At 45.2% G+C, this 23,355-nt stretch carries 20 protein-coding genes; 3 read left to right on the top strand and 17 right to left on the bottom strand.

Annotated elements, in window-relative coordinates; translation table 11 throughout:
* Positions 1-83 precede the first annotated feature (83 nt).
* Positions 84-812, bottom strand: coding sequence for a pseudouridine synthase (locus tag AX677_RS03525; protein WP_060976188.1), 729 nt, complete (start codon positions 810-812; stop codon positions 84-86).
* Positions 813-823: 11 nt separating this feature from the next.
* Positions 824-1,999 (bottom strand): MFS transporter, encoded by a 1,176-nt coding sequence (locus AX677_RS03520; RefSeq protein WP_060976187.1) that lies wholly within the window; start codon positions 1,997-1,999, stop codon positions 824-826.
* A gap of 194 nt (positions 2,000-2,193) precedes the next feature.
* On the opposite strand from AX677_RS03520, the gene def reads away from it, so the two are divergent.
* On the top strand, positions 2,194-2,826 hold the full coding sequence (gene def, locus AX677_RS03515) for a peptide deformylase (RefSeq protein WP_060976186.1): 633 nt from the start codon (positions 2,194-2,196) through the stop codon (positions 2,824-2,826).
* 61 nt (positions 2,827-2,887) lie between these two features.
* On the opposite strand, the gene AX677_RS03510 is transcribed toward def, so the two are convergent.
* The 4 genes from AX677_RS03510 to AX677_RS03500 all read right to left on the bottom strand — a co-directional run bounded on the left by AX677_RS03510 (position 2,888) and on the right by AX677_RS03500 (position 9,036).
* Positions 2,888-3,118: a GlsB/YeaQ/YmgE family stress response membrane protein gene (locus tag AX677_RS03510; RefSeq protein WP_002908679.1), complete on the bottom strand. Its 231-nt coding sequence runs from the start codon at positions 3,116-3,118 to the stop codon at positions 2,888-2,890.
* A 94-nt stretch (positions 3,119-3,212) separates the two neighbouring features.
* Positions 3,213-4,454, bottom strand: coding sequence for an aminopeptidase (locus AX677_RS03505; protein WP_060976185.1), 1,242 nt, complete (start codon positions 4,452-4,454; stop codon positions 3,213-3,215).
* 21 nt (positions 4,455-4,475) lie between these two features.
* On the bottom strand, positions 4,476-4,628 hold the full coding sequence (locus AX677_RS09405; protein ID WP_000778898.1) for a hypothetical protein: 153 nt from the start codon (positions 4,626-4,628) through the stop codon (positions 4,476-4,478).
* Positions 4,629-4,647: 19 nt separating this feature from the next.
* On the bottom strand, positions 4,648-9,036 hold the full coding sequence (locus AX677_RS03500; protein WP_060976184.1) for a PolC-type DNA polymerase III: 4,389 nt from the start codon (positions 9,034-9,036) through the stop codon (positions 4,648-4,650).
* A gap of 167 nt (positions 9,037-9,203) precedes the next feature.
* On the opposite strand from AX677_RS03500, the gene AX677_RS03495 reads away from it, so the two are divergent.
* Entirely contained in the window at positions 9,204-9,746 is a 543-nt protein-coding gene (locus tag AX677_RS03495; RefSeq protein ID WP_060976183.1) for a hypothetical protein, read from the top strand.
* 150 nt (positions 9,747-9,896) lie between these two features.
* Positions 9,897-10,364 (top strand): hypothetical protein, encoded by a 468-nt coding sequence (locus tag AX677_RS03490; RefSeq protein WP_060976182.1) that lies wholly within the window; start codon positions 9,897-9,899, stop codon positions 10,362-10,364.
* Positions 10,365-10,468: 104 nt separating this feature from the next.
* Here AX677_RS03490 and AX677_RS03485 read toward each other — a convergent pair whose 3' ends face one another.
* From AX677_RS03485 to AX677_RS03435, 11 genes are all read right to left on the bottom strand, one after another.
* Positions 10,469-10,849, bottom strand: a complete 381-nt coding sequence (locus AX677_RS03485) for a PH domain-containing protein (protein ID WP_032905620.1) — start codon at positions 10,847-10,849, stop codon at positions 10,469-10,471.
* A gap of 90 nt (positions 10,850-10,939) precedes the next feature.
* Entirely contained in the window at positions 10,940-12,790 is a 1,851-nt protein-coding gene (locus AX677_RS03480; RefSeq protein WP_060976181.1) for a proline--tRNA ligase, read from the bottom strand.
* A 65-nt stretch (positions 12,791-12,855) separates the two neighbouring features.
* Positions 12,856-14,112, bottom strand: a complete 1,257-nt coding sequence (gene rseP, locus AX677_RS03475; protein ID WP_060976180.1) for an RIP metalloprotease RseP — start codon at positions 14,110-14,112, stop codon at positions 12,856-12,858.
* A gap of 47 nt (positions 14,113-14,159) precedes the next feature.
* Positions 14,160-14,327 carry a hypothetical protein gene (locus AX677_RS09500; RefSeq protein WP_231730779.1) on the bottom strand — a complete coding sequence of 56 codons (168 nt, stop codon included), beginning with the start codon at positions 14,325-14,327 and terminating at the stop codon, positions 14,160-14,162.
* An 11-nt stretch (positions 14,328-14,338) separates the two neighbouring features.
* Positions 14,339-15,142: a phosphatidate cytidylyltransferase gene (locus AX677_RS03470; RefSeq protein ID WP_002905403.1), complete on the bottom strand. Its 804-nt coding sequence runs from the start codon at positions 15,140-15,142 to the stop codon at positions 14,339-14,341.
* Between the two features lie 18 nt (positions 15,143-15,160).
* Positions 15,161-15,910, bottom strand: a complete 750-nt coding sequence (locus AX677_RS03465; protein ID WP_002902229.1) for an isoprenyl transferase — start codon at positions 15,908-15,910, stop codon at positions 15,161-15,163.
* A 230-nt stretch (positions 15,911-16,140) separates the two neighbouring features.
* Positions 16,141-16,476, bottom strand: coding sequence for a preprotein translocase subunit YajC (yajC, locus tag AX677_RS03460; RefSeq protein WP_060976179.1), 336 nt, complete (start codon positions 16,474-16,476; stop codon positions 16,141-16,143).
* A gap of 177 nt (positions 16,477-16,653) precedes the next feature.
* Entirely contained in the window at positions 16,654-18,630 is a 1,977-nt protein-coding gene (gene tkt, locus AX677_RS03455; protein ID WP_060976178.1) for a transketolase, read from the bottom strand.
* A 635-nt stretch (positions 18,631-19,265) separates the two neighbouring features.
* Positions 19,266-19,523 carry a hypothetical protein gene (locus AX677_RS03450; protein WP_002893837.1) on the bottom strand — a complete coding sequence of 86 codons (258 nt, stop codon included), beginning with the start codon at positions 19,521-19,523 and terminating at the stop codon, positions 19,266-19,268.
* A 421-nt stretch (positions 19,524-19,944) separates the two neighbouring features.
* Positions 19,945-20,613: a CPBP family glutamic-type intramembrane protease gene (locus tag AX677_RS03440; RefSeq protein ID WP_231730778.1), complete on the bottom strand. Its 669-nt coding sequence runs from the start codon at positions 20,611-20,613 to the stop codon at positions 19,945-19,947.
* Between the two features lie 261 nt (positions 20,614-20,874).
* Positions 20,875-23,013 carry an ATP-dependent Clp protease ATP-binding subunit gene (locus AX677_RS03435; protein ID WP_060976177.1) on the bottom strand — a complete coding sequence of 713 codons (2,139 nt, stop codon included), beginning with the start codon at positions 23,011-23,013 and terminating at the stop codon, positions 20,875-20,877.
* Positions 23,014-23,355 lie beyond the last annotated feature (342 nt).

The raw sequence follows: 23,355 nt of genomic DNA, 5'->3' as shown, positions 1-23,355 counted from the left end.
GCCTAAGATATATTGTAATTTTTGAATATATCCCAAAAACGGCGTAAATTAAAACCCAGCACCTATTCATTAGGTGCTGGATTTTAAAGCTCAACTTTAAAAATTGTTAAACGTTCTAATTCATCAGTAGTCAACCTCCGCCATTCTCCAGGAGCTAGTGCGGGATCCAACTGTAGGGGTCCCATCGTGAGGCGCTGAAGATTTGTAACTTCTTTTCCGCAGGCAGCTACCATGCGCTTGACCTGGTGGAACTTGCCTTCAGCTAGGGTAATTTCTACGAGAGAAGTCTCTTTTGCCTCGTCCAGCTCTAAAATCTTGAGATGAGCTGGCTGACAGGTGAAATCTTTCAGTTCTATTCCTGCAGCAAAGCGCTCTACATCTGCTTGGTTCATCAGGCCTGCCACTTGAGCTCGGTAGATTTTTTCTATGTGCTTTTTAGGTGACAGCATGGCATGGGCTAGCTTGCCATTATTGGTCAGAAGGAGCAGGCCGTGGGTATCAATATCCAAGCGACCGACAGGGAAGACTTCTTTCTGACGGGCAGTCTCATCCAGCAAGTCCAGAACTGTCTGATGACGGTCATCTTCTGTCGCCGAAATGACTCCCTGCGGCTTGTTCAGAAGGTAGTAGACGAATTTCTCATAGGTCAGCCTTTGGCCAGAAACAATAATCTCATCTGCTGTCTCATCAATCTGAGTCTTAGGTGATTTCTCTGCTCTGCCATTGACCAAAACCAGCCCTTTCTTTAGGAGCTGCTTGACCTGAGCGCGTGAGCCCAGACCATTTTCTGCTAAAAATTTATCCAGACGCATAATCTAACCTCCTAACTTCCTGAAGCCATTCCGCTCTTGACTTTGCTAAATCTTAGAACAAAGACAAAGAGCGAGGTCAGAATCATAGCCAGCCCCAAAACGCTGAAGATAAAAGATGGAGCATTAGAGAATCTCCCAATGAAACTGAGGACAAATGTAGTGGCCGTGGCTCCTATACTGCAGCCTAAAATCACGATAGAAGTGGCTTGATTGAGGAGGTGGGCGGAAACACGCTCTGACAGGGTGTAAAAAATGGTCGTCAGACCGACACTATAGACAAAACCGGCGCTAATAGTAGCCATGCTAAGTGACAAGAGATTTGGTGAGAAGCCAATAATAATTTGAGTCAGTCCAAAAACCAGACCAGAAAGCATCAGCAGTTTATCTCCAAAAAGACGGGTCAAACTAGCAAAGCTGATACCCGCTGCAATCCCAATCAACTGCATCAAGGAAAGAATCACGCCTGCAATCTGGGCTGTCCCCATGCCTGACTTCTCTACAATCCCCGGCACCCGCACATTGATGGCGATATAGGTCAGCACAATAACCCCCGCCACAAAGGCAAAAGCTAGACTTAACTGCCAATCATGACTGCTTAGCTTAGGAGTCGATTCAGACTGTTCTTGCTGCTTTTCAGAGACCTTGTAATAAGGAACAAAAAGCAGATAAAGAGCCAAAACCACCAGTCCAAAGGTATAGACGAGAAAGGCAGCCTGCCAGCCGAGAGGAAGAAGTCGACTGACTCCAAAAGTCAAGAGTGCTGTCCCGACTACTTCTGCCGACCCTCTCAGTCCTAAAAGCCGAACGCGTTCCTGTCCCTTGTAGCGCTCGCTAACAATCGAGATAGCCTTGGCATTGAGCAGACCGATTCCCATCCCAAAGACAAGCCGAGATACAAACATAAGCCAGTAAGACTGATTAAGAAGAGGAAGAAGCCCGCAAAGTGAAAAAATCAGAAGCCCGCTCACAATCATCTGACGCTCTGTCAGGTATTCTTCAATGACCCTATTAAACAGCAACATCAGCATAATCCCAGCCGAAGGCAAAGAAACCAGAAGTTCTACCCAACTTTCTGGAATCCCTTTATAAAAAGCAAACATGGCCGACTGGGCACTGGAAATCGAAAAAGCCGTCGTCAGAATCAAAGAAAGCGAGAGGATACTCACCTTTTCCATCAATTTTTTCATTCTATTTTCCTTTAAAATTCACACTACCTCTATCATACAGTTTTTTGGGCCAAGACGCAATTTCTTTGTCAGGAATATTAAGGGTCGCTGTGGCTTCATTCAAAATCAGGCACTGCCAGCCAGTCAAAACCGCTCCCGCCTTTATTTCTTGCAGGTTTTATGTTATGATGAAGGAGAGAAAAAAGGAGAGAATCATGTCTGTGAGTGAAAAAACATCTGTTATTGAACGATTAACCAAACCATCCCATTTAATTGATATGAAGGACATTATCCGCGAGGGCAATCCGACCCTGCGCGCTATCGCTGAGGAAGTCAGCTTCCCTCTATCAGACCAAGAAATCATTCTGGGCGAGAAGATGATGCAATTTCTCAAGCATTCCCAAGACCCAGTCATGGCAGAAAAAATGGGGCTGCGCGGCGGTGTTGGTCTAGCTGCTCCCCAGCTGGATATTTCTAAACGGCTCATCGCTGTTTTAGTTCCCAACCCTGAGGACGAAGAGGGCAATCCGCCTAAGGAAGCTTATAGCCTGCAAACGCTGATGTACAATCCTAAGATTGTAGCCCACTCCGTTCAGGATGCAGCCTTAGCTGATGGTGAAGGCTGCCTGTCAGTCGATCGAGAAGTACCAGGCTACGTGGTTCGGCATGCACGAGTCACCGTGGATTACTTTGATAAGGACGGCCAAAAGCATCGTATCAAACTCAAGGGCTATAACGCCATTGTCGTTCAGCATGAAATCGACCATATCAACGGTATCATGTTCTACGACCGCATCAATGAAAAAGACCCATTTGCAGTCAAAGACGGCATGTTGGTGATTGAGTAAATAGCTTATATATCATTATCAAAAATACCTAGATAGAAACTATCTAGGTATTTTTTTCTATCTAACTATCCCGTCTCCAGAAAATAGCCAAGAGGATAACTGCTCCTAGCACTGATGGAACAACAGCTGTATCAGCCAGCATTGGTCCCCAATGACCAAAAAGAAATTGACCTATCAAGGAACCAAACCAACCCAAGAGGATTTTTCCGATACAGCCCATGCGCTCCCCACGGCTGGTAATAGCCCCGGCGATAAGGCCGATAATAAAACCGACAAACATACTACCAATCATATATTCCCCTTCTTTCTATATTTCTAGCAAGGCTTCTAAAGAAGCAAGTGGAAGCTATCATTATGGAATGCGCCATTTAAGGCAACTCGAAATCTTAGATTGCCCAGTCTCCATTTCTAAAGATTGCTACACGGCTGCCGTCTTCTCGGATACCGTCAATATCCATCTGATCAGAGCCAATCATAAAGTCCACATGGACATCCGAGCGGTTGAGACCCGCTGCTTCAAGCTCTTCTTCAGAGAAATTCTCTCCACCGACCACACTAGTCGCATAGGCTGCACCGATAGCCAAGTGGTTAGAAGCATTTTCATCAAAGAGAGTATTGAAGAAAGTAATGCCTGACTGGGAAATCGGGCTTGGATCTGGCACCAAGGCACACTCACCTAAAGCACGCGCACCCGCATTTTCAAAGACAAGATCCTTCATAACCTGGTCGCCCTTTTCAGCAGTAATATCCACAATCTGTCCATCCTTGAAGGTTACCTTGATGCCCTCGATGATGTTGCCATTGTAGCTAAGAGGCTTGGTGCTAGTCACATAACCTTCTGCCCGACGGAAGTCGGGTGCTGTAAAGACCTCTTCTGTAGGCATATTGGCAATGAAATACTCGCCCTGAGCATTGAGACTGCCAGCTGACTCCCAGTGATGGTTCTTGGGCAAGCCCAATGTCAAGTCTGTTCCAGGAGCTGCGTAGTGCAGAGCAGTGAATTGCTCTTCATTCAAAACTTTAGCCTTTGAGCTGAGTTTTTCTTCATGAGCTTTCCAAGCGGCTACTGGGTCATCCTCATAGACACGGCAGGTTTTGAAAATCTGATCCCAAAGCAAATCTACTGCTTCCTCATCGCTGGCTGCATTTGGAAAGACCTTCTTAGCCCACTCTGTACCCGCTGCTGCTGCGACTGTCCAGCTGACTTTATTGGATTGGGTTGCAATCCGCATCGGCTTCATGGCTATCCCCATAGCCTTAGCAGAAGCCGATAATTTCTCAGCATCCACGCCATTCAAAGCCCCCGGATCAGATGAACGAACGCCCAAGCGGCTGGCTTTCTTTTCGAGGAGATAGTTCATCTCAGCCACCTTATAGTCTGGAACATTGTCCAAGCGCTCCATCGGCGCATGGAGGAATTTCTCCCGCGTAGTCAAATCATCCGCCCACTGGACGATGACCTCGTGAGCACCCAGAGAATAGGCTTCCTTGACAATCAAGTGAGCCAGCTCACGCTGCTCCACATCAATATTGAGCGCCACCGTGTGACCCGGCTGCACATTGATACCATTGGCAACCAATAGTTTAGCGTATTTTTCTAAGTTTTCTTTAAAATTTGGCAGAACCATGCTGCTTCTCCTTTTCTTTTGTTATTTCTCTTTAAACAGGGACAGTAGGCTAACCGCTGCCACTGTGCCGCAAATCAAGGCAGTCATTTTCAAAATCGTATCTGGGTCAAGATCCAGCTGGTAATCAAACACCTTTTGCGCAGGCTTATCCTGAGCGGAAATGGTAAGTTTCATAAAAACCTCTTTCTATATTTTAGAAAAATTCATCAAACAGACTCAACTGGTTATCCTCTGGCATATTACCCAGAATACCCATGTCGTCCATTTTTTCGACTAGGGTGCTAGAGAGGCCGCCGCGTTTGCGGAGTTCTGTCTTAGAGAGAAATTCGCCTTCTTCGCGCGCTCTGACTACTTGGCGGGCAACGTTGTCACCCAGACCGTCCATAGCGGAGAATGGTGGAATAAGGGTATCTCCTTCGATGAGAAACTCAGTTGCATGGCTCTTGTAGAGATCTAACTTTCCGAATTTGAAACCCCGCTCCAGCATTTCATTGACGATTTCCAAGGTTGTATAAAGGTCAATTTCTACATTGGAGGCTTCGTTGTTCTTGCGCTTTTCAGCGATTTCGTTCATCCGGCGTTTGACGGCATCAAGTCCGCCACTCATGGTCTTGATATCAAATGCTTTAGCCCGAATAGAGAAGTAGGCACAGTAGTAATAAATCGGATGATGCACCTTGAAGTAGGCTACCCGCAGGGCCATCATAACGTAGGCTGCCGCATGGGCCTTGGGGAACATGTACTTGATCTTTCCACAGGACTCGATGTACCACTCTGGCACATTGTTTTCCTTCATGGCTGCGATGTAGCCATTGCGCTCTTCTTCAGAAATCTTCAGCCAAAGGCCCTTCCGCACGCGCTCCATGATCGTAAAGGCCATCTTAGGATCCAAGCCCTTGTGCATGAGGTAAACCATGATGTCGTCCCGACAGCCGATAACGGTGGACAGGTCAGCAATCCCTTGCTTGATCAAGTCCTGAGCATTACCCAGCCAAACGTCCGTACCATGAGAGAGACCAGATAGCTGTAAGAGCTCGGCAAAAGTTGTCGGATGGGTCTCATCAACCATGCCCCGTACAAAATTAGTCCCAAACTCCGGAATCCCCAGCATACCAGTCGGCGTGCCGATTTGCTCCTGAGTCACACCCAGAATGTCTGTCCCAGAAAAGAGGGCCATGACACCGGCATCATCCATAGGAATGTCATTAGGATCAATTCCAGACAAGTCCTGAAGCTTCCGAATCATGGTCGGATCATCGTGTCCCAGAACGTCTAGCTTGAGGACATTTTCATCGATATCGTGGAAGTTGAAGTGGGTGGTCTGCCACTCGGCTGTCACATCATCGGCTGGATATTGGACCGGTGTAAAGTCATAAACATCCATGTAGTTAGGGATAACAACGATTCCTCCCGGGTGTTGTCCAGTCGTCCGCTTGACTCCTGCAGCTCCCTGTGCCAGACGCTCAACTTCTGCATCCCGGTAGAACTTCCCGTAGTCGCGCTCGTAGCCCTTGACAAATCCATAGGCCGTCTTAGCCGCAACGGTACCAACGGTCCCAGCCCGAAAGGCGTATTCTGAACCAAAGATATCCCGCACGTCCAAATGGGCGCTTGGCTGATCCTCTCCAGAGAAGTTCAAGTCAATATCGGGTACCTTGTCCCCGTCAAATCCAAGGAAGGTCTCAAATGGAATATCCTGACCGTTCTTGCTCAGCTTGTGACCACATTCTGGACAGTCCTTATCCGGCATATCAAAGCCAGAACCATAAGATCCATCCGTGATGAACTCGCTGTATTGGCATTTGCCACAGACATAGTGGGGTGACAAGGGATTAACCTCGGTAATCCCAATCATGGTCGCGACAAAGCTGGATCCGACTGACCCCCGCGAGCCTACCAGATAGCCCCGCTCATTGGAGCGCTGCACCAGCATCTGCGAAGCCAGATAAATCACGGCAAAACCATTCCCCAGGATAGAAGTCAGCTCTTTTTCAATTCGCAAGTCTACGATATCTGGCAGCGGATTGCCATAAATTTCAAAGGCCTTTTGATAGGTCAGCTCAGCAACTGTCTCCTCAGCCTTGTCAATGAAAGGTGTATAGAGGTCCCCCTTGACAACCTCGACTGGCTCAAAGGTCTCTGCCAGCTGATTCGGATTGATGATGACTAACTTCTTAGCCAAGTCCTCGCCTAGAAAGGCAAATTCGTCCAGCATCTCATTGGTGGTCCGGAAGTGAGCCTTAGGAAGCGGTGCCGGCCGGGCATTTTCACCGTGACCAATAGTCCGGTTAATCATGGCTCCCTGACCCAGACTCCGGACGATAATTTCACGATAGATTTCTTCTTCCGGCTCGATATAGTGGACGTTCCCCGTCGCAAGAACAGGCTTGCCCAAACGATCTCCGACCTCAATCAGATTGCGAATAATGGTCTGCAGTTCTTCTTGGTCCTTGATCTGCTCTTTGGCAATCAGTGGCTCATAGATAGCCGGCGGCATAACCTCGATAAAGTCATAATACTTGGCTACTTCGACAGCCGCATCCACCCCCTGAGAGACAACAGCATCATAGACTTCGCCTTCTGAACAGGCTGAGCCCAGAATCAGGCCTTCACGATGGGCGTCCAGCACGGTTCGTGGAATCCGCGGGACACCTTCAAAATATTTAGTATTGGACAGACTGACTAACTTGAAAATATTCTTGAGCCCCGTCTGATTTTTCACATAAATGGTCGCATGCTTGACCCGAGCCTTCTTGTAAGAATTCTCATCGACCAGATCCGTATTCAAATCCTTGAGATTTGTCACACCATGCTTTTCAGCCACATCCTTGATAAAGATAAAGAGGAGGCGGCCAGTCGCTTCCGCGTCATAGTTAGCCATGTGGTGGTGCTCCAGAGCAATCTGGAAACGCTTGGTCAAAGGCCCCAAACCATGACGCTTATACTCTGGATAGAGGTTGCGGGCAAATTCCAGCGTGTCAATAACTGGCTGAGTGATTTTCGGCAAGCCATGCCGCTCATAGTTGACATTCATAAAACCCACGTCAAAGGTGGCATTATGGGCAACGAGGACACTGTCCTGGCAAAATTCCTGAAACTCTTTCAGAACTTGCTCTAGCGGTTTGGCATTGCGGACATGCTCATCTGTAATCCCGGTTAGATCCGTCGTAAAGGCCGAAAGAGGATGCCCAGGATTGATAAACTCATCAAACTCAGCGATGATATTGCCCTTATGCATCTTACTGGCCGCAACTTGAATCAAGTCATTGTAGACCGCCGAAAGCCCCGTCGTTTCCACGTCAAAGACTACATAGGTCGCATCGCTCAGCGCCATGTCTACTTCATTGTAGACGATTGGAACCCGGTCTTCTACAATATTGGCCTCCATACCGTAAATCAGCTGAATACCAGCCTTCTTTGCAGCCTTGTAGCCATGGGGAAAGCTCTGCACATTGCCATGGTCGGTAATGGCGACAGCCTTGTGGCCCCACTTAGCTGCCGTTGCAACGATTTCCTCTACCTCAGGCAGAGCGTCCATAGTAGACATATTGGTATGAGCGTGAAATTCAACCCGCTTCTGACCCTCAGGCATCAGATCCTTGCGCTCATAGTGAGTAACAGCCTGCACAGCCTGCACATTCATGGTCAGGTCGCGGGTGAAATTGTTCATCTCCACATTTCCCCGCACGCGCAACCAGGCACCTTTCTTAATCATGTCAAACTTCTTGGCTTCTTCTTCATTTTTCATCCATTTCTGCAAGGAGAAGCTGGAAGTATAGTCTGTCATCTTGAAATTGAGCAAGACCCGGCCGGTCCGAGTGACCTTCTGCTCCAGATCAAAGACCATTCCCTCAAAGACCAGACGGTTTTCTTCAGTCTGAACTTCAATCATAGGGGTAGTCTCTGCCTTGTCCAGCTTTGGCTTAGCTGCAGCCTTGCGAGTTTGGAAGTCATAGGCTGGCTTTTCCTCTGGCGGCGGTGCCATCTGCTGCAGGGATTCCATGGCTTTGAGCGCCTCTTCATTGGCTGCCTGGACAATCTTGTCATTCTCCGCCTGGAAATTCTCCGCTTGCTGCTGGGTCAGCTCATCGCTGTGCTGAACCTGACAGGTCAACTGAGGAAAGCCGTACTTGACCAACTGCTGGCTGAGGTTGGGCAGATGATTCTTGCGAAAATGCTCCGTATCAATGGTCGAAGCCCCCTCAATCAGCAGCTTGTCCCCATCCAAATGAACCCGCAAATCCTGATACAGGCTTTTAAAGCCATGACTGGCACATGGACCTTCCTCAAAGGCCAGCTGGTAATAAGCCTGTAAGAGCTCATCCGACACCTGAGGAGCCTGACAGTGAATTTCAAAAATAGCTTGATTGCCCGTCTTAGAAAACTCTTGAGCTAAGCGCTTCTGCAATTCCCGAAAAATCTCAACCGGCAGAATATTCGCAAAAGAAAAATGAAACTCCCAGACCCGACTGACCTTGTGGACCAGAACCTTCTCAATTTCTGCATTCAAAAAGGCCTCTGAATTTCTCATTTCCAGTGGCATATCCAGCTGATTCATTAAAATTTCAAACTTGTTTGACATGATATTTCCTCGTACAGTAGTGACCCTATTTTACCATAAATCAGCACTTTTTTCGACAGAAAAAGAGCGGAGTAAAGTTGTTGATGTCTATATATTTATATGTTTTCTTGTCTTAAAACTAAGTTATGATATAATAGAAAAAACATTTATCAAAAGGAGTCTTAACTGTGAAGAAAATTTTACTAGCTAGCGCCTGTCTGCTGGCTTTGACTGCCTGCAGTATGCCCAAGCAAACTAAGCACGAAAACAAACCCAACCAAAGTCAGAGCCAAAGCAAGCCAAAAAAAGAAGAGAAAGTAAAAACCAAGACTTTTGCTTACAACATGCCTAACGGATACAATAATAAAATTGTCGCTTATTATCAAAAAGATAAGATTCGAGCCTTCGATTTTATGGCTACGAAACCAACTCAAGAGGACGAACAAAGTAAGAGTCCTGAAGAAATCAGCAACATTTATCAAGAAGAATTAAAAGCTGGTGACTTTTATGATAAATTCAGCAAGTTAGATGGAGTCACACTTGAAATCAAAGTTTCAGAGGACAAGAAAACCGTTGCACAAGTTGCCCACTTTGATCTCAGCAAAGCAAAAGAAAAACAAGTCATGGCGGCTTTAGGGGAAACAACTAAAGATAACCTATTCAAAAAACTTAAGGAAAAGCCCGAAGATTTCTTTGCTTTTCTGCTATCTCAAGGATTCACAGAAGAATGAAATCTTTTCTGACTTATTTTTTACTTTAGAAACTGTCCTGTCTTGCTAGCCAAGTCCTTAGTTCGCCAGCAAGAAAAAACTTAGAAAATATTTTTTAGAGCAAGCTATTGGCTTTCACTTCTCCAATAGCATGATTTTCAAGGAGCTTTTATGCGCTTAACTAAAAAAACTGTTTTTATTGGTATCGCTTCTCTTCTTATTTTGGGCTTAGCTGCATGGGGAGTAAATGTATTTCTCGTTATGAACAACGCTCAGCAAAGTTTTGATAAAAATTTTATTCACTACCAAGCAAAAAGTGATGACCATGAAACTTTTATTACACAAGGCATCGAAAAAAAAGAAGTCTATAATTTATCCTATTCTCCTGCTAAGAAGACCATTGAAATAACCAAATCGACTAAAAATGGAGATATCTATTCTTCCGATTCCATTTACGGAGCAGTAAAAGTCTATGATATAAAACAAAACGGTAATCGCTACGTCTTCATAACAGCTGCAAAACCAATCATCGTTGACTTCGGAATAACTTCAGTCAAGGTAACTTATGACGGAGGTAATTTTGAAACTCCATACTCTGAGTTACATTTTGGTGAATCTTTCCCTAGTGAAGACAACTAGATGGGTACTTCTCTATACTACCAGTCTTAAACTATGAACTAACCAAGCTATTAGGCTATGGTTAGTTTTAGTTTGTTAAAAAAAGCGGTTGAAACCGCCTTAACTTATCTTAAAACCGCTTCTGCCAAAGCCTTTTGAATGGCTATGACGCTGCGGTCGCTTGTAAATTGCAGGACTTCTGCTGGCTCTTGAGCGCTGGAAACCCAGATTTTCAGCTCAGCATCTAAGTCGAAATGTCCGGCTGTTTCTACTGAGAAGCGACTGATAGAGCGATAAGGAAAGGACTTATAAGAAGTCTTTTTGCCAGTCATTCCCTGCTTGTCGACCAAGATTAACCGCTTATCTGTAAAGACAATCAAATCGCGAATGAGGCTAAAAGCCAGTTCTACATTCTCTGTTGTTGTCAGAATATCCTCCAATTGTCTTTCTGTTTTTTCAATATCTTTCTGAGAGGCATTTCCTAATAAACCGCTGAATAATCCCATCATTCGGTCCTCCAATCTATTTTTTCCTACTATAGCATTTTCACCTCCAATTAGCAAAAGAAAACTGCCAGACAAAACTGGCAGTTTGTTTTATTTTGTCAAAATAGACAAGGTTTCTAGCAGATTATCGGCGTGGACTTCAATGGTATCGCCAGTAGCCTTAATCTTAACTTCGACAATGCCTTCTGCAGCTTTCTTACCAACTGTCACACGGATTGGGAGACCAATCAAATCGCTGTCGCTGAACTTAACACCAGCGCGCTCATTGCGATCATCCACCAAGACCTCATAACCAGCACTTAGCAAGTTAGCCTCGATTTGGTCTGTTAGAGTCAAGGCTTCCTCGTCCTTGACATTGACCGGAATCAAGTGCACATCAAATGGTGCCAGCTCTTTCGGGAAGTTGATGCCCCAAGCATAGCGGAATTCACCCTTAGGAGTTTTATTGACAAAGAGACGGGCATGCTGCTCCATAACAGCAGACAGGAGACGGCTGACACCGATACCGTAACACCCCATAATCATCGGTACTGCTCGGCCATTTTCGTCCAAGACATTAGCGTTCATGCTGTCAGAGTAGCGAGTCCCCAGCTTAAAGATATGCCCAATCTCAATCCCGCGAGCAAACTTGAGGACACCTTGGCCGTCTGGCGAAATTTCACCCTCGCGAACTTCACGGATATCCACATACTCAGCGGTAAAGTCACGCCCTGGATTGACACCGGTTAAGTGATAACCATCTTCGTTAGCGCCAACTACAGCGTTAGCCAGGTCTTGCACCTTGCGGTCAGCGATGATTCTCACGTCTTCTGGCAGATTGACTGGCCCTAATGATCCAAAACCTGCTCCCAAGAGCTGACGGACTTGATCTTCACTCGCCACATCAAAGAAATCCGCTGCCAAATGATTTTTCAGCTTAACTTCATTAAGCTGGTCATTGCCGACCAAAAGTGCTACGGCAGGAGACTCGTCAGCCATATAAACCAAGGTCTTGATTGTCTGGCTTTCATCTAGCCCAAGGAAGGCAGCAACTTCGTCAATGGTCTTGCAGTCAGGCGTGGAAACGCGGGCAACTTCTTCCTCAGTCACAACACGTCCTGCAGGCTTGTATTCATCCGTCGCCATTTCAAGGTTGGCAGCATAGCTGGACTCACTGGAGTAGGCAATGGTATCCTCACCAGATACCATCCAGCTGGTCAATTCTGTCCGAATAGCTTCCTGAACATCTTCAGGAATTTCATCAAAGCTGGCTACAGACTTGTCCAAGACCACCCAACGGTTCAAATCCGTCCGGTCTGGCGTAATGGCCATGAATTCTTGGCTGTCCTTACCTCCCATGGCACCACCATCACCAATAATAGCTTTGAAATCCAGCTCGCTGCGGGTAAAGATTTTCTCATAGGCAGACTTGTATTCATCATAAGCCGCATCCAAGCTGTCATAGTTAGCGTGGAAACTGTAGGCATCTTTCATGATAAACTCACGCGTCCGCAAGAGTCCGTTACGAGGACGCTTTTCATCGCGGTATTTAGGCTGAATCTGATAGAGATTGAGCGGCAGCTGTTTATAGGATTTAACCGAATCACGGACGATAGCTGTAAAGGTTTCCTCGTGGGTTGGCCCTAGGATAAAGTCTGATTTCTCACGATTTTTCAGCTTATAAAGGTCTTCACCGTAGGTCTCATAACGGCCAGACTCGCGCCAGAGGTCTGCACTGAGCAGGGCAGGTGCCAGCATCTCCACGGCACCAATCTTGTCAAACTCTTCTCGCATGATTTTTTTGGCTTTTTCAATCACGCGATTAGCCAACGGCAGATAAGAATAGACCCCAGCTGAAACCTGACGGACATAGCCAGCTCGCAGCATCAGAGCGTGACTGATAACTTGAGCATCGCTAGGCATCTCACGCAGGGTTGGAATTAACATTTTACTTTGTTTCATAAAAACAAAACTCCTTGACTTTCATTGAATAATTTCTTTTTCATAGCTCTATGAACTTTAGGCTCTTAGAAGAATAATTTCATAATATCATTCCAGGTAACGGCAATCATCAGGATGACCATAATAGCCACTCCAGACAGAGTGATATAGGTCTCCGTTTCTCTTTTCAGCGGTTTTCTGCGGATAGCCTCCAGAATATTGAGGACGATTTTGCCGCCGTCCAAGGCTGGAATGGGAATCAGGTTGAAAATACCGATATTGAGCGACAGCATGGCCAAAAGGCTGAGGACTGCTGGCAAGCCTTGCTCTGCTGCCTGGCTGCTGAAATTGTAAATAGCGACCGGACCGCCCAGCTTATTGATATTGAAGTTGAAGATGATATCTTTCAGAGCTGACAAAATGCGAACCGTGGTAGACCAAGCTGCAGTAAAGCCGCCAATGACCTTGTCCCAGAAGCCTGTCTTGACTGTTGGGGATACCCCTAACAGATAGCGATTGCCGTCTTTTTTAGGCTGTACAGTAATCTCTTTCGTTTCGCTGCCGTGTTTGTAGGTAACAGACAAGGTCGGCGCTTCCTTGCTCTTACCTGTGATTTTCGCCAGAGCACTGGTTAGATCCGCCCAGTTGCTAATCTTATAGTCATTAATCTTAAGGATTTGGTCGTTATTTTGAACCCCAGCAGCTGCTATAGCACTGCCATCCATAACTTGGAAATGATTGCTGTTTTCATCGCGAACGCCACCTTGAATAAAGGCCAGCAGCATAAATACCAACACGCTCAGGATGAAGTTATTCATAGGGCCAGCAAAGTTGGTGATAAGACGACCCCAGATACTAGCATTCTGATACTGAACATCCAGCGGTGCAATCCGCACCTCAGTGCCGTCTTCTTCAACAATCGTTGCATCATGATCTACTGCATAAGTCTTGAGCTCATCAAGAACAAGACCAGTGATTTCCAGCTTTTCCTCAAAGTCAAAGCCAGTCACATTCATGGGCAGAGCTGTCTGGTCAACCTTTTTGCCAGAGAGATTGATGCGAACCACCTTGCCCTCTGCATCCAAGGTCAGACTAGCCGGTGTTCCCACCTTAATGTCAGTGGAATCTTCCCCCCAGCCGGCCATGCGCACATAGCCCCCCAAGGGTAAAATCCGAATCGTATAGGCCGTCCCGTCCTTGCCAATATGGGAGAAAATCTTGGGTCCCATACCGATAGCGAACTCTCTGACCAAAATGCCGGACTTCTTTGCAAAGTAGAAGTGTCCGAACTCATGGACCACCACAATGATCCCAAAAATAATAATAAAGGTTATAAACTGCATGGACTTCTAATTTTACCTTTCCTAGAAATCTTGTTTTTGCTTTTAAATCAAAGAAGGAGCAGAAAACGGCCAAATACCGAGCTTCCCGCCCCTGCATAGCTGACACTCTTGAAAATAGGGTAGAAGCTCAACTCAAAATTTTGAGCTCCAAATCCTAGTTCCTTCTCAGATTGTGCGGTCGTTAGACAAGCTTGCCATCCCTTGCTTTCAGCCATGCACGACTGTCTTAGAACAAGCCGAAGAAATGCATCAGCGGAAAGACGAAGAGAAGGCTGTCAAAGCGATCCAAGACACCGCCGTGGCCAGGAATGAATTTACCAGAATCCTTGACCCCGAAATGACGCTTGACTGAGCTTTCGACCAAATCACCCAACTGGCCTGCAATACTAAAGAGCACTGCCAGAATCAAAAAGACAAAAGCATTATAAGGAGTCGCCACTTGCGGTCGAACCAACATAAAGATTCCAGTCACTAGAACGGCTGATAGAATGCCGCCCAGGCTTCCTTCAATAGTCTTATTAGGAGAAACTCTCGGCGCCAGCTTCCTTTTACCGAAACGCACCCCGACCAGATAAGCTCCGCTGTCAGTAGCCCAGACGATAAAGAGAGCTAGCAGGACCTTGTCAATATTCATCAAGCGGGCATCAATCAAAGCATTAAAACCAAGACCGACATAAAAACTAGCCGCAATCGGATAAGCCGCATCTTCAAAGGTGTAGTTGGAACCTAGAACAGTCGAAATCAACAGAAGGAAGACGACCAAGCCATAGGCCACGACATTGCCGTCGACCGGCAGAAACTTCAGATAGTTTTCCAGGGGCAGGGTTAGGACAAAGGCTGCCAGCATGGCTAAGACACCTTCGATGGTCGCTGTCGGCAGACCTTTCATTTGGAGAAATTCATGCACCGCAAGCATAGCCAGCAGCCCCACAAAAATCTGAAAGATGACGCCTCCTGTCAATACCAGAGGAATAAAAATAGCAAGAGCGATTCCCCCAAAGATTAGACGTTTTTGTAAATTTTTACTCATACTCTTTTACTTTCTCCCTTAAACACCGCCAAAGCGTCGATTCCGACGGCTGTATTCTGCAATTGCAGCCTTCAAAGCCTTCTCATCAAAGTCAGGCCAGAGAATGTCCGTGAAATACAGCTCACTGTAGGCTGACTGCCAAGGCAGAAAATTGCTGAGGCGCAGCTCTCCACTGGTCCGAATCACCAGATCCGGATCGCGCAGCATCTTGGGCAAATTGCTGGTATAGAGGTAGTTGCCAATGACTTCCTCAGTAATGTCGCCGGGACTGAGTTTGGCATCCAGAACATCCTGAGCAATCAGTTTAACCGCCTGATTAATCTCATATCGGCCACCGTAGTTCAGGGCAAAATTGAGAATCAAACCTGTATTGAGCTTGGTTAGGCTTTCGGCCTTTTCCAAAGCTTCAAATGTCGCCTTAGGAAGCTTAGCCGTATCACCAATCATCTGGATTTTAACATTGTTCTTGTGCAACTCCGGCACATAGCGGTCGTAAAATTCAACCGGCAGATTCATGATAAAGGAAACTTCCTTTTCCGGCCGAGACCAATTTTCCGTTGAGAAGGCATAGACAGTCAAGACCTGAACACCCATTTCCTTGGCAGCAATCGTCACCTTTTGCAGGGTTTCCATGCCAGCCTTATGACCGAACACGCGCGGCTGCATCCTTTTTTTGGCCCAGCGGCCGTTACCGTCCATAATGACAGCAATGTGTTTAGGAACATTCAGCGGTGCGTTCAGCTTTTCTTTTTTCTTAAAACTAAACATACTTTTTATCCTATTTAAAGTTTTGTCAGTTCATTATATCATAAATCCTTGGAATGTGGGCAATTCATCCGCTTTTTCAAGCCTGAGAGCATAAAATAAAGACAGAATGTCAACCAGAGAATCCAAACTCACCCAGCCTGTCCAAACTGCGAGGCAGATAAAGTTGCAATCAAACACCTCCTAGCTACATGAACCAAAACAAAAAAACAGCCCGCAAGCTGTTTATTTCTTTACTCTTCAATCGCTGATTCTTCCTCAGGAACGTCAACGCTTCCTTCACCACCAGCAACAGCAGGAATCCCCTCAGTTAATGGCAGTACGGTCTTAATTGCTGTCAGTTCAAAGGTCAGGTAAACACCGTCCACATCCAGAACAACTGTTTTCTTGTCTGTGTCTACTTCATCTATCGTTCCATACAAACCGCCGATGGTAATAACTTCATAGCCCTTTTGCAGCTTGTTAAGACTTTCCATACGCTGCTGAGCCTGTTTCTTTTGGGCACGCATCTGGAAATAAGTCATCCCTACCAGTACAACCGCAAATACAATAAGCATAATTGGATTCATATCTTTTCTCCTTCGAATGTCATATATGAACTACTATAGCAGATTTCCCTTATTTTTACAAGACGATTCTGACTTTTCAAGTAAAGTCCGTCTCAAGTCGGATGAAGCATGACTGGCCTAACCACATTTTTTAAAAAGCAAAAATCAGGATGACTAACACCCTGATTTTATGTCTTTTTATTTAAGATTTTTAACAACTTCTGCTACGTGTTCAACTGTAAAGCCGTATTCTTCCAGCACCTTGCCTGCTGGAGCAGATGCACCGAACTGGTCGATTCCGACAACTGCACCGTCCAGACCAACATACTTGTACCAAGGCTGGCTAGCTGCCATCTCAATCGCTACACGGCGACGAACTGCATTTGGCAGAATTTCTTCTTTGTAGGCTGCATCTTGAGCATCAAAAAGCTCTGTTGATGGCACGCTGACCACACGAATTTTAGCGCCATCTGCTGCAAGTGCTTTAGCAGCTGCAACAGCCAAATTAACCTCAGAACCTGAAGCCAACAAGATAGTGTCAAAATCTGCTCCTGTTTCGTAAACCACATAAGCACCTTTAGCTACCTTGTCAAAGTTTGTGCCTTCTTCGACTGTCAGATTTTGACGGGTCAAGACCAGAGCAGTCGGAGTGGATTGGCTCTTAAGGGCCAAGTACCAAGCTGCCTGAGTTTCACGTGCGTCTGCTGGACGGAAAACAGTCAGGTTTGGAATGGCACGCAGACCAGCCAAATGCTCAATCGGCTCGTGAGTTGGTCCATCTTCACCAACTGCAATAGAATCATGCGTGAAAACATAAGTCACTGGTAAGCCTTGAAGGGCAGACAAACGGACAGCTGCCTTAACATAGTCTGAGAAGACGAAGAAGGTACCACCATAAACGCGAAGCCCACCATGAAGCGCCATACCGTTGAGAATTGTTCCCATAGCAAACTCGCGCACACCAAATTGGATATTGCGGTTAAGACGATGGGCATCATCCTGCAGACCGTCTTCCTTGATGTAGGTCATATTGGAGTGAGCCAAGTCAGCAGAACCACCGAGGAAAGTTGGAAGCACCTTAGCTGCTGCATTGAGGGCATCCTGACTGGAATTACGGGTTGCTTGAGAGAAGCCATTTTCAAGCACTGGGAAATCTTCTGGCTTAATCTCTACTGGATCTTGACCAGCAATGATAGCTGCTACTTCTGCCGCCAATTCTGGATGAGCTTGCTTGTAGTCCTCTACCAGCTGTTTCCAAGCATCATATGCCGCTGCACCGCGCTCTGCTACATTTTGACGGTAGTCAGCATAGACTTCCTCAGGAATCTCAAATGGCGCATAGTCCCAGCCCAAGGCTTTACGAGTAGCTTCCGCTTCTTCTGCTCCCAGAGGCGCACCGTGCACTGCATTAGTGCCTTGCTTGTTTGGAGAACCGTAACCGATAACCGTCTTAACCTCAATCAAAGATGGTTTGCCGGAAGCCTTAGCCGCATTGATAGCTGCATCAATCGCTGCAAGGTCTGTTCCGTCTTCCACCAAGGCAGTATGCCAGCCGTAGGCTTCATAGCGGGCACGAACATCTTCTGTAAAGGAATCCTTGGTCTCTCCATCTAGGTTGATATCATTTGAATCGTAGAGAACAACCAGCTTGTCCAGCTTTTGCAGGCCAGCATAAGAAGCAGCTTCAGCTGAAACCCCCTCCATCAAATCGCCATCACCACAGATGACATAAGTATAATGGTCGAAAATTGGATAGCCTTCACGATTATACTTGGCAGCTAAGAAACGCTCTGCCTGAGCAAATCCAGTAGCTGTAGAAATACCCTGTCCCAGTGGGCCAGTAGTAGCATCAACACCAGCTGTGTGCCCAAACTCTGGGTGACCTGGTGTCTTAGAGCCCCATTGGCGGAAGTTTTTGATTTCCTCCATGCTGACATCTTTAAAGCCAGACAGATGAAGCAAGGCATAAAGCAGCATAGAACCATGTCCTGCAGACAGGACGAAGCGATCGCGGTTAATCCAGTTTGGCTCTTCTGGATTGATACGAAGTTGTTTAGTAAACAAGTCATAGGCCATCGGCGCAGCGCCCATGACTACGCCAGGGTGACCTGACTTAGACTTTTCAATCGCGTCAATCCCTAAAAAGCGAATGGCATTAACTGATAATTGTGACATTGGATTCTCCTTATTTTTACTAAAATCTGTCCTGACATCAGAACAGGATAAACAATGGTCGTAGAAACGATAAAAATTGTCTCATATCTATTATAAGAAAATTATCCCTATATCGCAAGATAGGGATAATCTCATCTTTTTATAAATTTATTATAAATCGTGAAAGCGGTAACAAAAAGACCAAGAATTACATAGGCGACTGTTCACTCTTGGACTGTCAAAAAAATCTGCCCATAAGGACAGATAAAAATAATTAAGTAAGCATGAATGCTACTAAGTTCAATTGAGTCTTAGACTTGTTTCATTAAGTTTTAGCAGAACGTAGTTTCGCTAACGCTCAAACTGCATCTATGCCTCTAAGCCCTGCTCGACTCTACGAGCAGGCAATTACTAAGAAATTAGTAGAACCTAGACTTAGCTTGCGCTCAGTCTGCATCAATGCCTCTAAATCCGACTGCGTCCACGGCTTGTCTCATTAATTTTTTGAGGAACGTAGTTTTCGCTTACGCTCAAACTGCATCTATGCCTCTAAGCTCTGCTCGACTCTGCGAGCCGGCAATCGCTAAGAGGCATAGAAAAACCCAGCTATCCAAATGGTTAGCTGGGTTAGGGTTGAGCTACATCATAGTTTTAGACTATCCTGCGGCCTTTTGATGAATGGTGATGCCGTATTTTTCATGGTTTTCTTCATACCAATTAATTAAGGCCATCGCAGTTTGATAAGTAATGTTCTTAATCTTACTGGTCCCTTTAGTTAAGGTCAGGATACTCATTTTGCTGATGTTTGCATCCGTCGCAATCCGATAACTAGTTAAGGTTCCATTAACTAACAACTGAACAACAGCCTCGACTTTCCTATAGTCGGGCATGGTTGTAATATCCAACTTTTTCATAATTAAATCCTCTCCTAAAATTTAATTTACTAATCCATTATACACTTTTTTCTGACATTTACATATATAAAAACTTGAAAATGTACAAAAAAATTAGAACATAATTCGTTGAAATGTCAACTTTTCCCACTTTTATAGACTTATGAGAGCCTTTTGCCTCTATTAAGATAGAAAAAAGAATTAATATTATCTTCTTTTCTTACTCTGTTAGCTCGCCTTTCCATACTCCTGTTTTTTTCCCCATTTCCGTATAGCTAGGCCGATGAGTAGATAAAGAATAGTCGGAATCATCCCCACTGATAGCGAGAAGAGGAAAGCTTGATTTTTTTCTACCGAGACAAAGCCTAGTAATCGTAAAGGATTTATAACCTCATCTTCCATAGTATGCATAATTACCAGCGGCCAGACAGACTTAGTAAGTCTAAAAATCTCTGTGTACATGACCGTCCAGCATACAACAGTTATCATCCCGCCCGATAAGGAAGAATGTAAGCCTCCCAACCGGCAAGGTATTTTGGATTTCTCTCTCAGACAGAAACTTCATAATGTAAGGCAGATGCCAAATCCACCAGATAAAGCCAATAAGTAGATATAGTTTTAAGTCAGATAATTTTAATTTGATTAATTGATTGGTAAGATATGCCCTCCAAACGGATTCTTCAAAAATATTTTTTATGAATTGAGTCCTTATCTGTGTGAGCAAGATTCCAAGATAGGACGTGAACTCAACCTTCACATCTGTCACTCTGATGCCTTGTGTCATCAGTCCCAAGAATATCACTATTATCGTAACAAGAGGGTAGACTAAAAAACTAACAAGGTATAATTTTTTGTTATTTTTAAAATTAATGGAAAACCCCGCCTCTTTCCAGCCGTCTCCGCCAAAGCTTCGAAGAAAGATGGTACAGATTAACGGATTTACCAGCCAAATCAGCATCCCTAAAGAGCCGCTTCCTATCTCTGTTCCGATATTTTCGTAATGAGCTTGGCCAGTTACTTTATCAACAACATAACCAATCCAACCACATAGAGTGCTGAGAGTAGCAAAGATAATGACATTGCGCTTAATTGTAGTTATGGACTGTTTCATAGCAGTCTGCTTTCGTCAAAAATTATTCATCTCTCTTGTTTTAAATCCTTCTGCATAAAGCTGATCCCCCTGATAGGCTAATATACTGGCTTTATAAAGTTGCTTGCTTTTAGGTTCTGTTAAGGAGAGTCAAGTTGATATTTTGGAATAAACGCTAATTTATTTCCAGAAAGGAGAGTTATTTGAAATTCATACTCAGCAAAAAAGACCTGCCTTCATCTAAGAAGGAGGTCTTTGAAAATTTAGTTGACTTAGTAAGCTTTATTCTGCCTGCTTGTCTTCTTCAGATGCGGCAGCACCCTTTTCCTTGATAACTAAGACACCATCTTCCAAATCGGCCGTCAAATGCTTTGCATCTAGATTATCCAAGTGGAAGTCAGTCACCTTGTCACGGATTTGCTGCTCAATGACACGGCGGAGCGGACGAACACCCATGACTTGGTCATAACCTGCATCACGCAGGAATTCCTTAGCTGCATCAGATACAGCCAGATCAATTTCTTTCTTGCTCAAGGTTTGATTTACTTCAATCAGCATGAGATTCACAATCTCCATCAAATCTTCTTTCTTGAGATGAGAGAACTCAATAACCGCATTGAAACGATTGAGGAATTCTGGACGGAAATAAGCTTTGAGTCGATTCATCAAATCAGGCTTTTCAGCATCCTCTTCCAAGCCTGCTTCGTAGCCAAAGCCAGCATTGGAAGTCGCAATGATGACCGTGTTCTTGAAGTTGACTGTATTCCCTTGACCATCTGTCAAACGACCGTCATCCAGAACTTGAAGGAGAAGGGTAATCACTTGTGGATCCGCCTTTTCAATCTCATCCAAGAGAATGATAGAGTAAGGATTGCGGCGCACGCGCTCAGTCAGGGTATTATTGTTGTCATCATAGCCGACATAGCCTGCAGTCGTACCAATCAGCTTGGAAACAGCAGTCCGGTCAGAGTATTCAGACATATCCAGACGGATAATGGCCTCTTTAGTACCGAACATATCTAGAGCTAGTTGCTTAGCAAGCTCAGTCTTACCAACACCAGTTGGTCCAACAAAGAGGAAGCTTCCGATTGGACGGTTGCCTTCATCAAATCCTGCACGGTTACGGCGGATAGCCCTAGCCACGGCTTCTACAGCCTTATCTTGGCCGATAACTTTAGCTTTGAGACGGTCATTCATGCCCTTGAGGCGCTCAATGTCGCTGGCACCCATCTGAGATACTGGTACACCCGTCATCCGTTCAACAGACTCTGCTACGTCGTTGACTGTAGCTGTCACCTTCATATCCTCAGTGTGATTTTGAATTTTCTTTTCTAGCTCTTCAATGCGAGTCTTAGCATTCAGAGCTGCTTCATAATCTTCTTTCTCAACAGCCGCTTCCTGTTTGTCTTTCTGTTCAGCAATCTCATTTTCAACCGCATGAACATCAGTCACTGGATGCTGGGCTGCCAAGTGCGCAGCAGTCACATCGACCAGGTCAATCGCCTTGTCTGGCAGGCTCCGTTGTGGAATATACTGAATAGAGTAGTCCACAGCAGCTTTCAGCACTTCATCCGGCAGGATGACATTGTGGTGCTTTTCGTACAGGTCCCGAATACCTCGAAGGATCTGATAGGTATCTTCGGCAGACGGTGCATTGACCTTGACTTCATTGAAACGGCGAGCCAGAGCAGCATTTTTAAGGATAGTATTGCGATACTCGTCCTGAGTAGTAGCCCCGATGACGGTCAACTCTCCACGAGAAAGCGCTGGTTTGAGAATATCCGCCATGCCCTTAGAGCCACTATCTCCACCGATAGATCCTGCTCCTAGGATTTGATGGATTTCATCAAAGAAGAGGATAATGTTGCCGGCTTCCTTGACTTCCTTGACTAAATTTTGAATATTTTCTTCAAAGCTACCACGATATTGGGTCCCAGCTTCCAGACCGGAAATATCAACAGAAATAATTTCCTTATTCTTGATAGCCGCTGGCACATCACCGTTGACGATAGCCTGAGCCAATCCTTCTACGACAGCTGTCTTACCAACTCCAGCGTCTCCGACCAATACAGGATTGTTCTTGGTTCGACGAGAAAGGATTTCTGCAGTTTCTTGGATTTCCTTATTGCGCCCAATGACTGGATCTAACTTTCCATCACGCGCTTCTTGGGTCAGATTGCGACCCAGCTTAGCCAGGATACCATCTTGCTTAGGTCCTTGAGCAGTAGCTTGTCCAGTCTGCTCACCTGTTCCTTGACCAGGGAGCTTACCAGTAGCCCGGTACTGAGCAAACTCTTCCGGTGTGACCTCTCTACCATTAATCAAGTAGCGCCGGTGTTCGCTGTTGTAGCCACCCATGCGCCCCATAAGTTGGTTGAAAAGGTCATCCATATTATTAAAATTGTTGTAGTTGTTGTTCATAGCATTACCTCGCTTTTTTCATATTTTGCTTTACATAATTTTTGTTTTTACTAAAGTTTGAGATAAGAAATCTCTTCCTTATCTACTATAAATTTTCATTTGAGAGATCTTCTCCTATCTATTATTTTACATAACTTATTTCATTTCCAAAAATCAAGACTGATTCAGTCTCTATTTTTATGATTGAATCAAATCTCTTTCAGAAGAAGATAAATTTACATAATTTTCAATCCTCCCAAAAATAATTACCTTTCGGCTGTATTCATATCTTCTGATTAAATTTACGTAAACTTTTTTGTTTACAGTTGTAATTTTATCATGACAGAATCTATTTGTCAATAG

Source organism: Streptococcus sp. CCH8-C6, assembly GCF_001557225.1.
GTDB classification, from domain to species: Bacteria; Bacillota; Bacilli; order Lactobacillales; family Streptococcaceae; genus Streptococcus; species Streptococcus sanguinis_C.
Note: the sequence above shows the minus strand (reverse complement) of the source record. Positions and strands in the feature narration are given on the sequence as shown.

Bases quoted from the DNA above. Each gene is read 5' to 3' on its own strand.
- AX677_RS03525 (WP_060976188.1), bottom strand. From the start codon at position 812: ATGCGTCTGGATAAATTTTTAGCAGAAAATGGTCTGGGCTCACGCGCT.
- AX677_RS03520 (WP_060976187.1), bottom strand. From the start codon at position 1,999: ATGAAAAAATTGATGGAAAAGGTGAGTATCCTCTCGCTTTCTTTGATT.
- def (WP_060976186.1), top strand. From the start codon at position 2,194: ATGTCTGTGAGTGAAAAAACATCTGTTATTGAACGATTAACCAAACCA.
- AX677_RS03510 (WP_002908679.1), bottom strand. From the start codon at position 3,118: ATGATTGGTAGTATGTTTGTCGGTTTTATTATCGGCCTTATCGCCGGG.
- AX677_RS03505 (WP_060976185.1), bottom strand. From the start codon at position 4,454: ATGGTTCTGCCAAATTTTAAAGAAAACTTAGAAAAATACGCTAAACTA.
- AX677_RS09405 (WP_000778898.1), bottom strand. From the start codon at position 4,628: ATGAAACTTACCATTTCCGCTCAGGATAAGCCTGCGCAAAAGGTGTTT.
- AX677_RS03500 (WP_060976184.1), bottom strand. From the start codon at position 9,036: ATGTCAAACAAGTTTGAAATTTTAATGAATCAGCTGGATATGCCACTG.
- AX677_RS03490 (WP_060976182.1), top strand. From the start codon at position 9,897: ATGCGCTTAACTAAAAAAACTGTTTTTATTGGTATCGCTTCTCTTCTT.
- AX677_RS03485 (WP_032905620.1), bottom strand. From the start codon at position 10,849: ATGGGATTATTCAGCGGTTTATTAGGAAATGCCTCTCAGAAAGATATT.
- AX677_RS03480 (WP_060976181.1), bottom strand. From the start codon at position 12,790: ATGAAACAAAGTAAAATGTTAATTCCAACCCTGCGTGAGATGCCTAGC.
- rseP (WP_060976180.1), bottom strand. From the start codon at position 14,112: ATGCAGTTTATAACCTTTATTATTATTTTTGGGATCATTGTGGTGGTC.
- AX677_RS09500 (WP_231730779.1), bottom strand. From the start codon at position 14,327: ATGGCTGAAAGCAAGGGATGGCAAGCTTGTCTAACGACCGCACAATCT.
- AX677_RS03470 (WP_002905403.1), bottom strand. From the start codon at position 15,142: ATGAGTAAAAATTTACAAAAACGTCTAATCTTTGGGGGAATCGCTCTT.
- AX677_RS03465 (WP_002902229.1), bottom strand. From the start codon at position 15,910: ATGTTTAGTTTTAAGAAAAAAGAAAAGCTGAACGCACCGCTGAATGTT.
- yajC (WP_060976179.1), bottom strand. From the start codon at position 16,476: ATGAATCCAATTATGCTTATTGTATTTGCGGTTGTACTGGTAGGGATG.
- tkt (WP_060976178.1), bottom strand. From the start codon at position 18,630: ATGTCACAATTATCAGTTAATGCCATTCGCTTTTTAGGGATTGACGCG.
- AX677_RS03450 (WP_002893837.1), bottom strand. From the start codon at position 19,523: ATGAAAAAGTTGGATATTACAACCATGCCCGACTATAGGAAAGTCGAG.
- AX677_RS03440 (WP_231730778.1), bottom strand. From the start codon at position 20,613: ATGAAACAGTCCATAACTACAATTAAGCGCAATGTCATTATCTTTGCT.
- AX677_RS03435 (WP_060976177.1), bottom strand. From the start codon at position 23,013: ATGAACAACAACTACAACAATTTTAATAATATGGATGACCTTTTCAAC.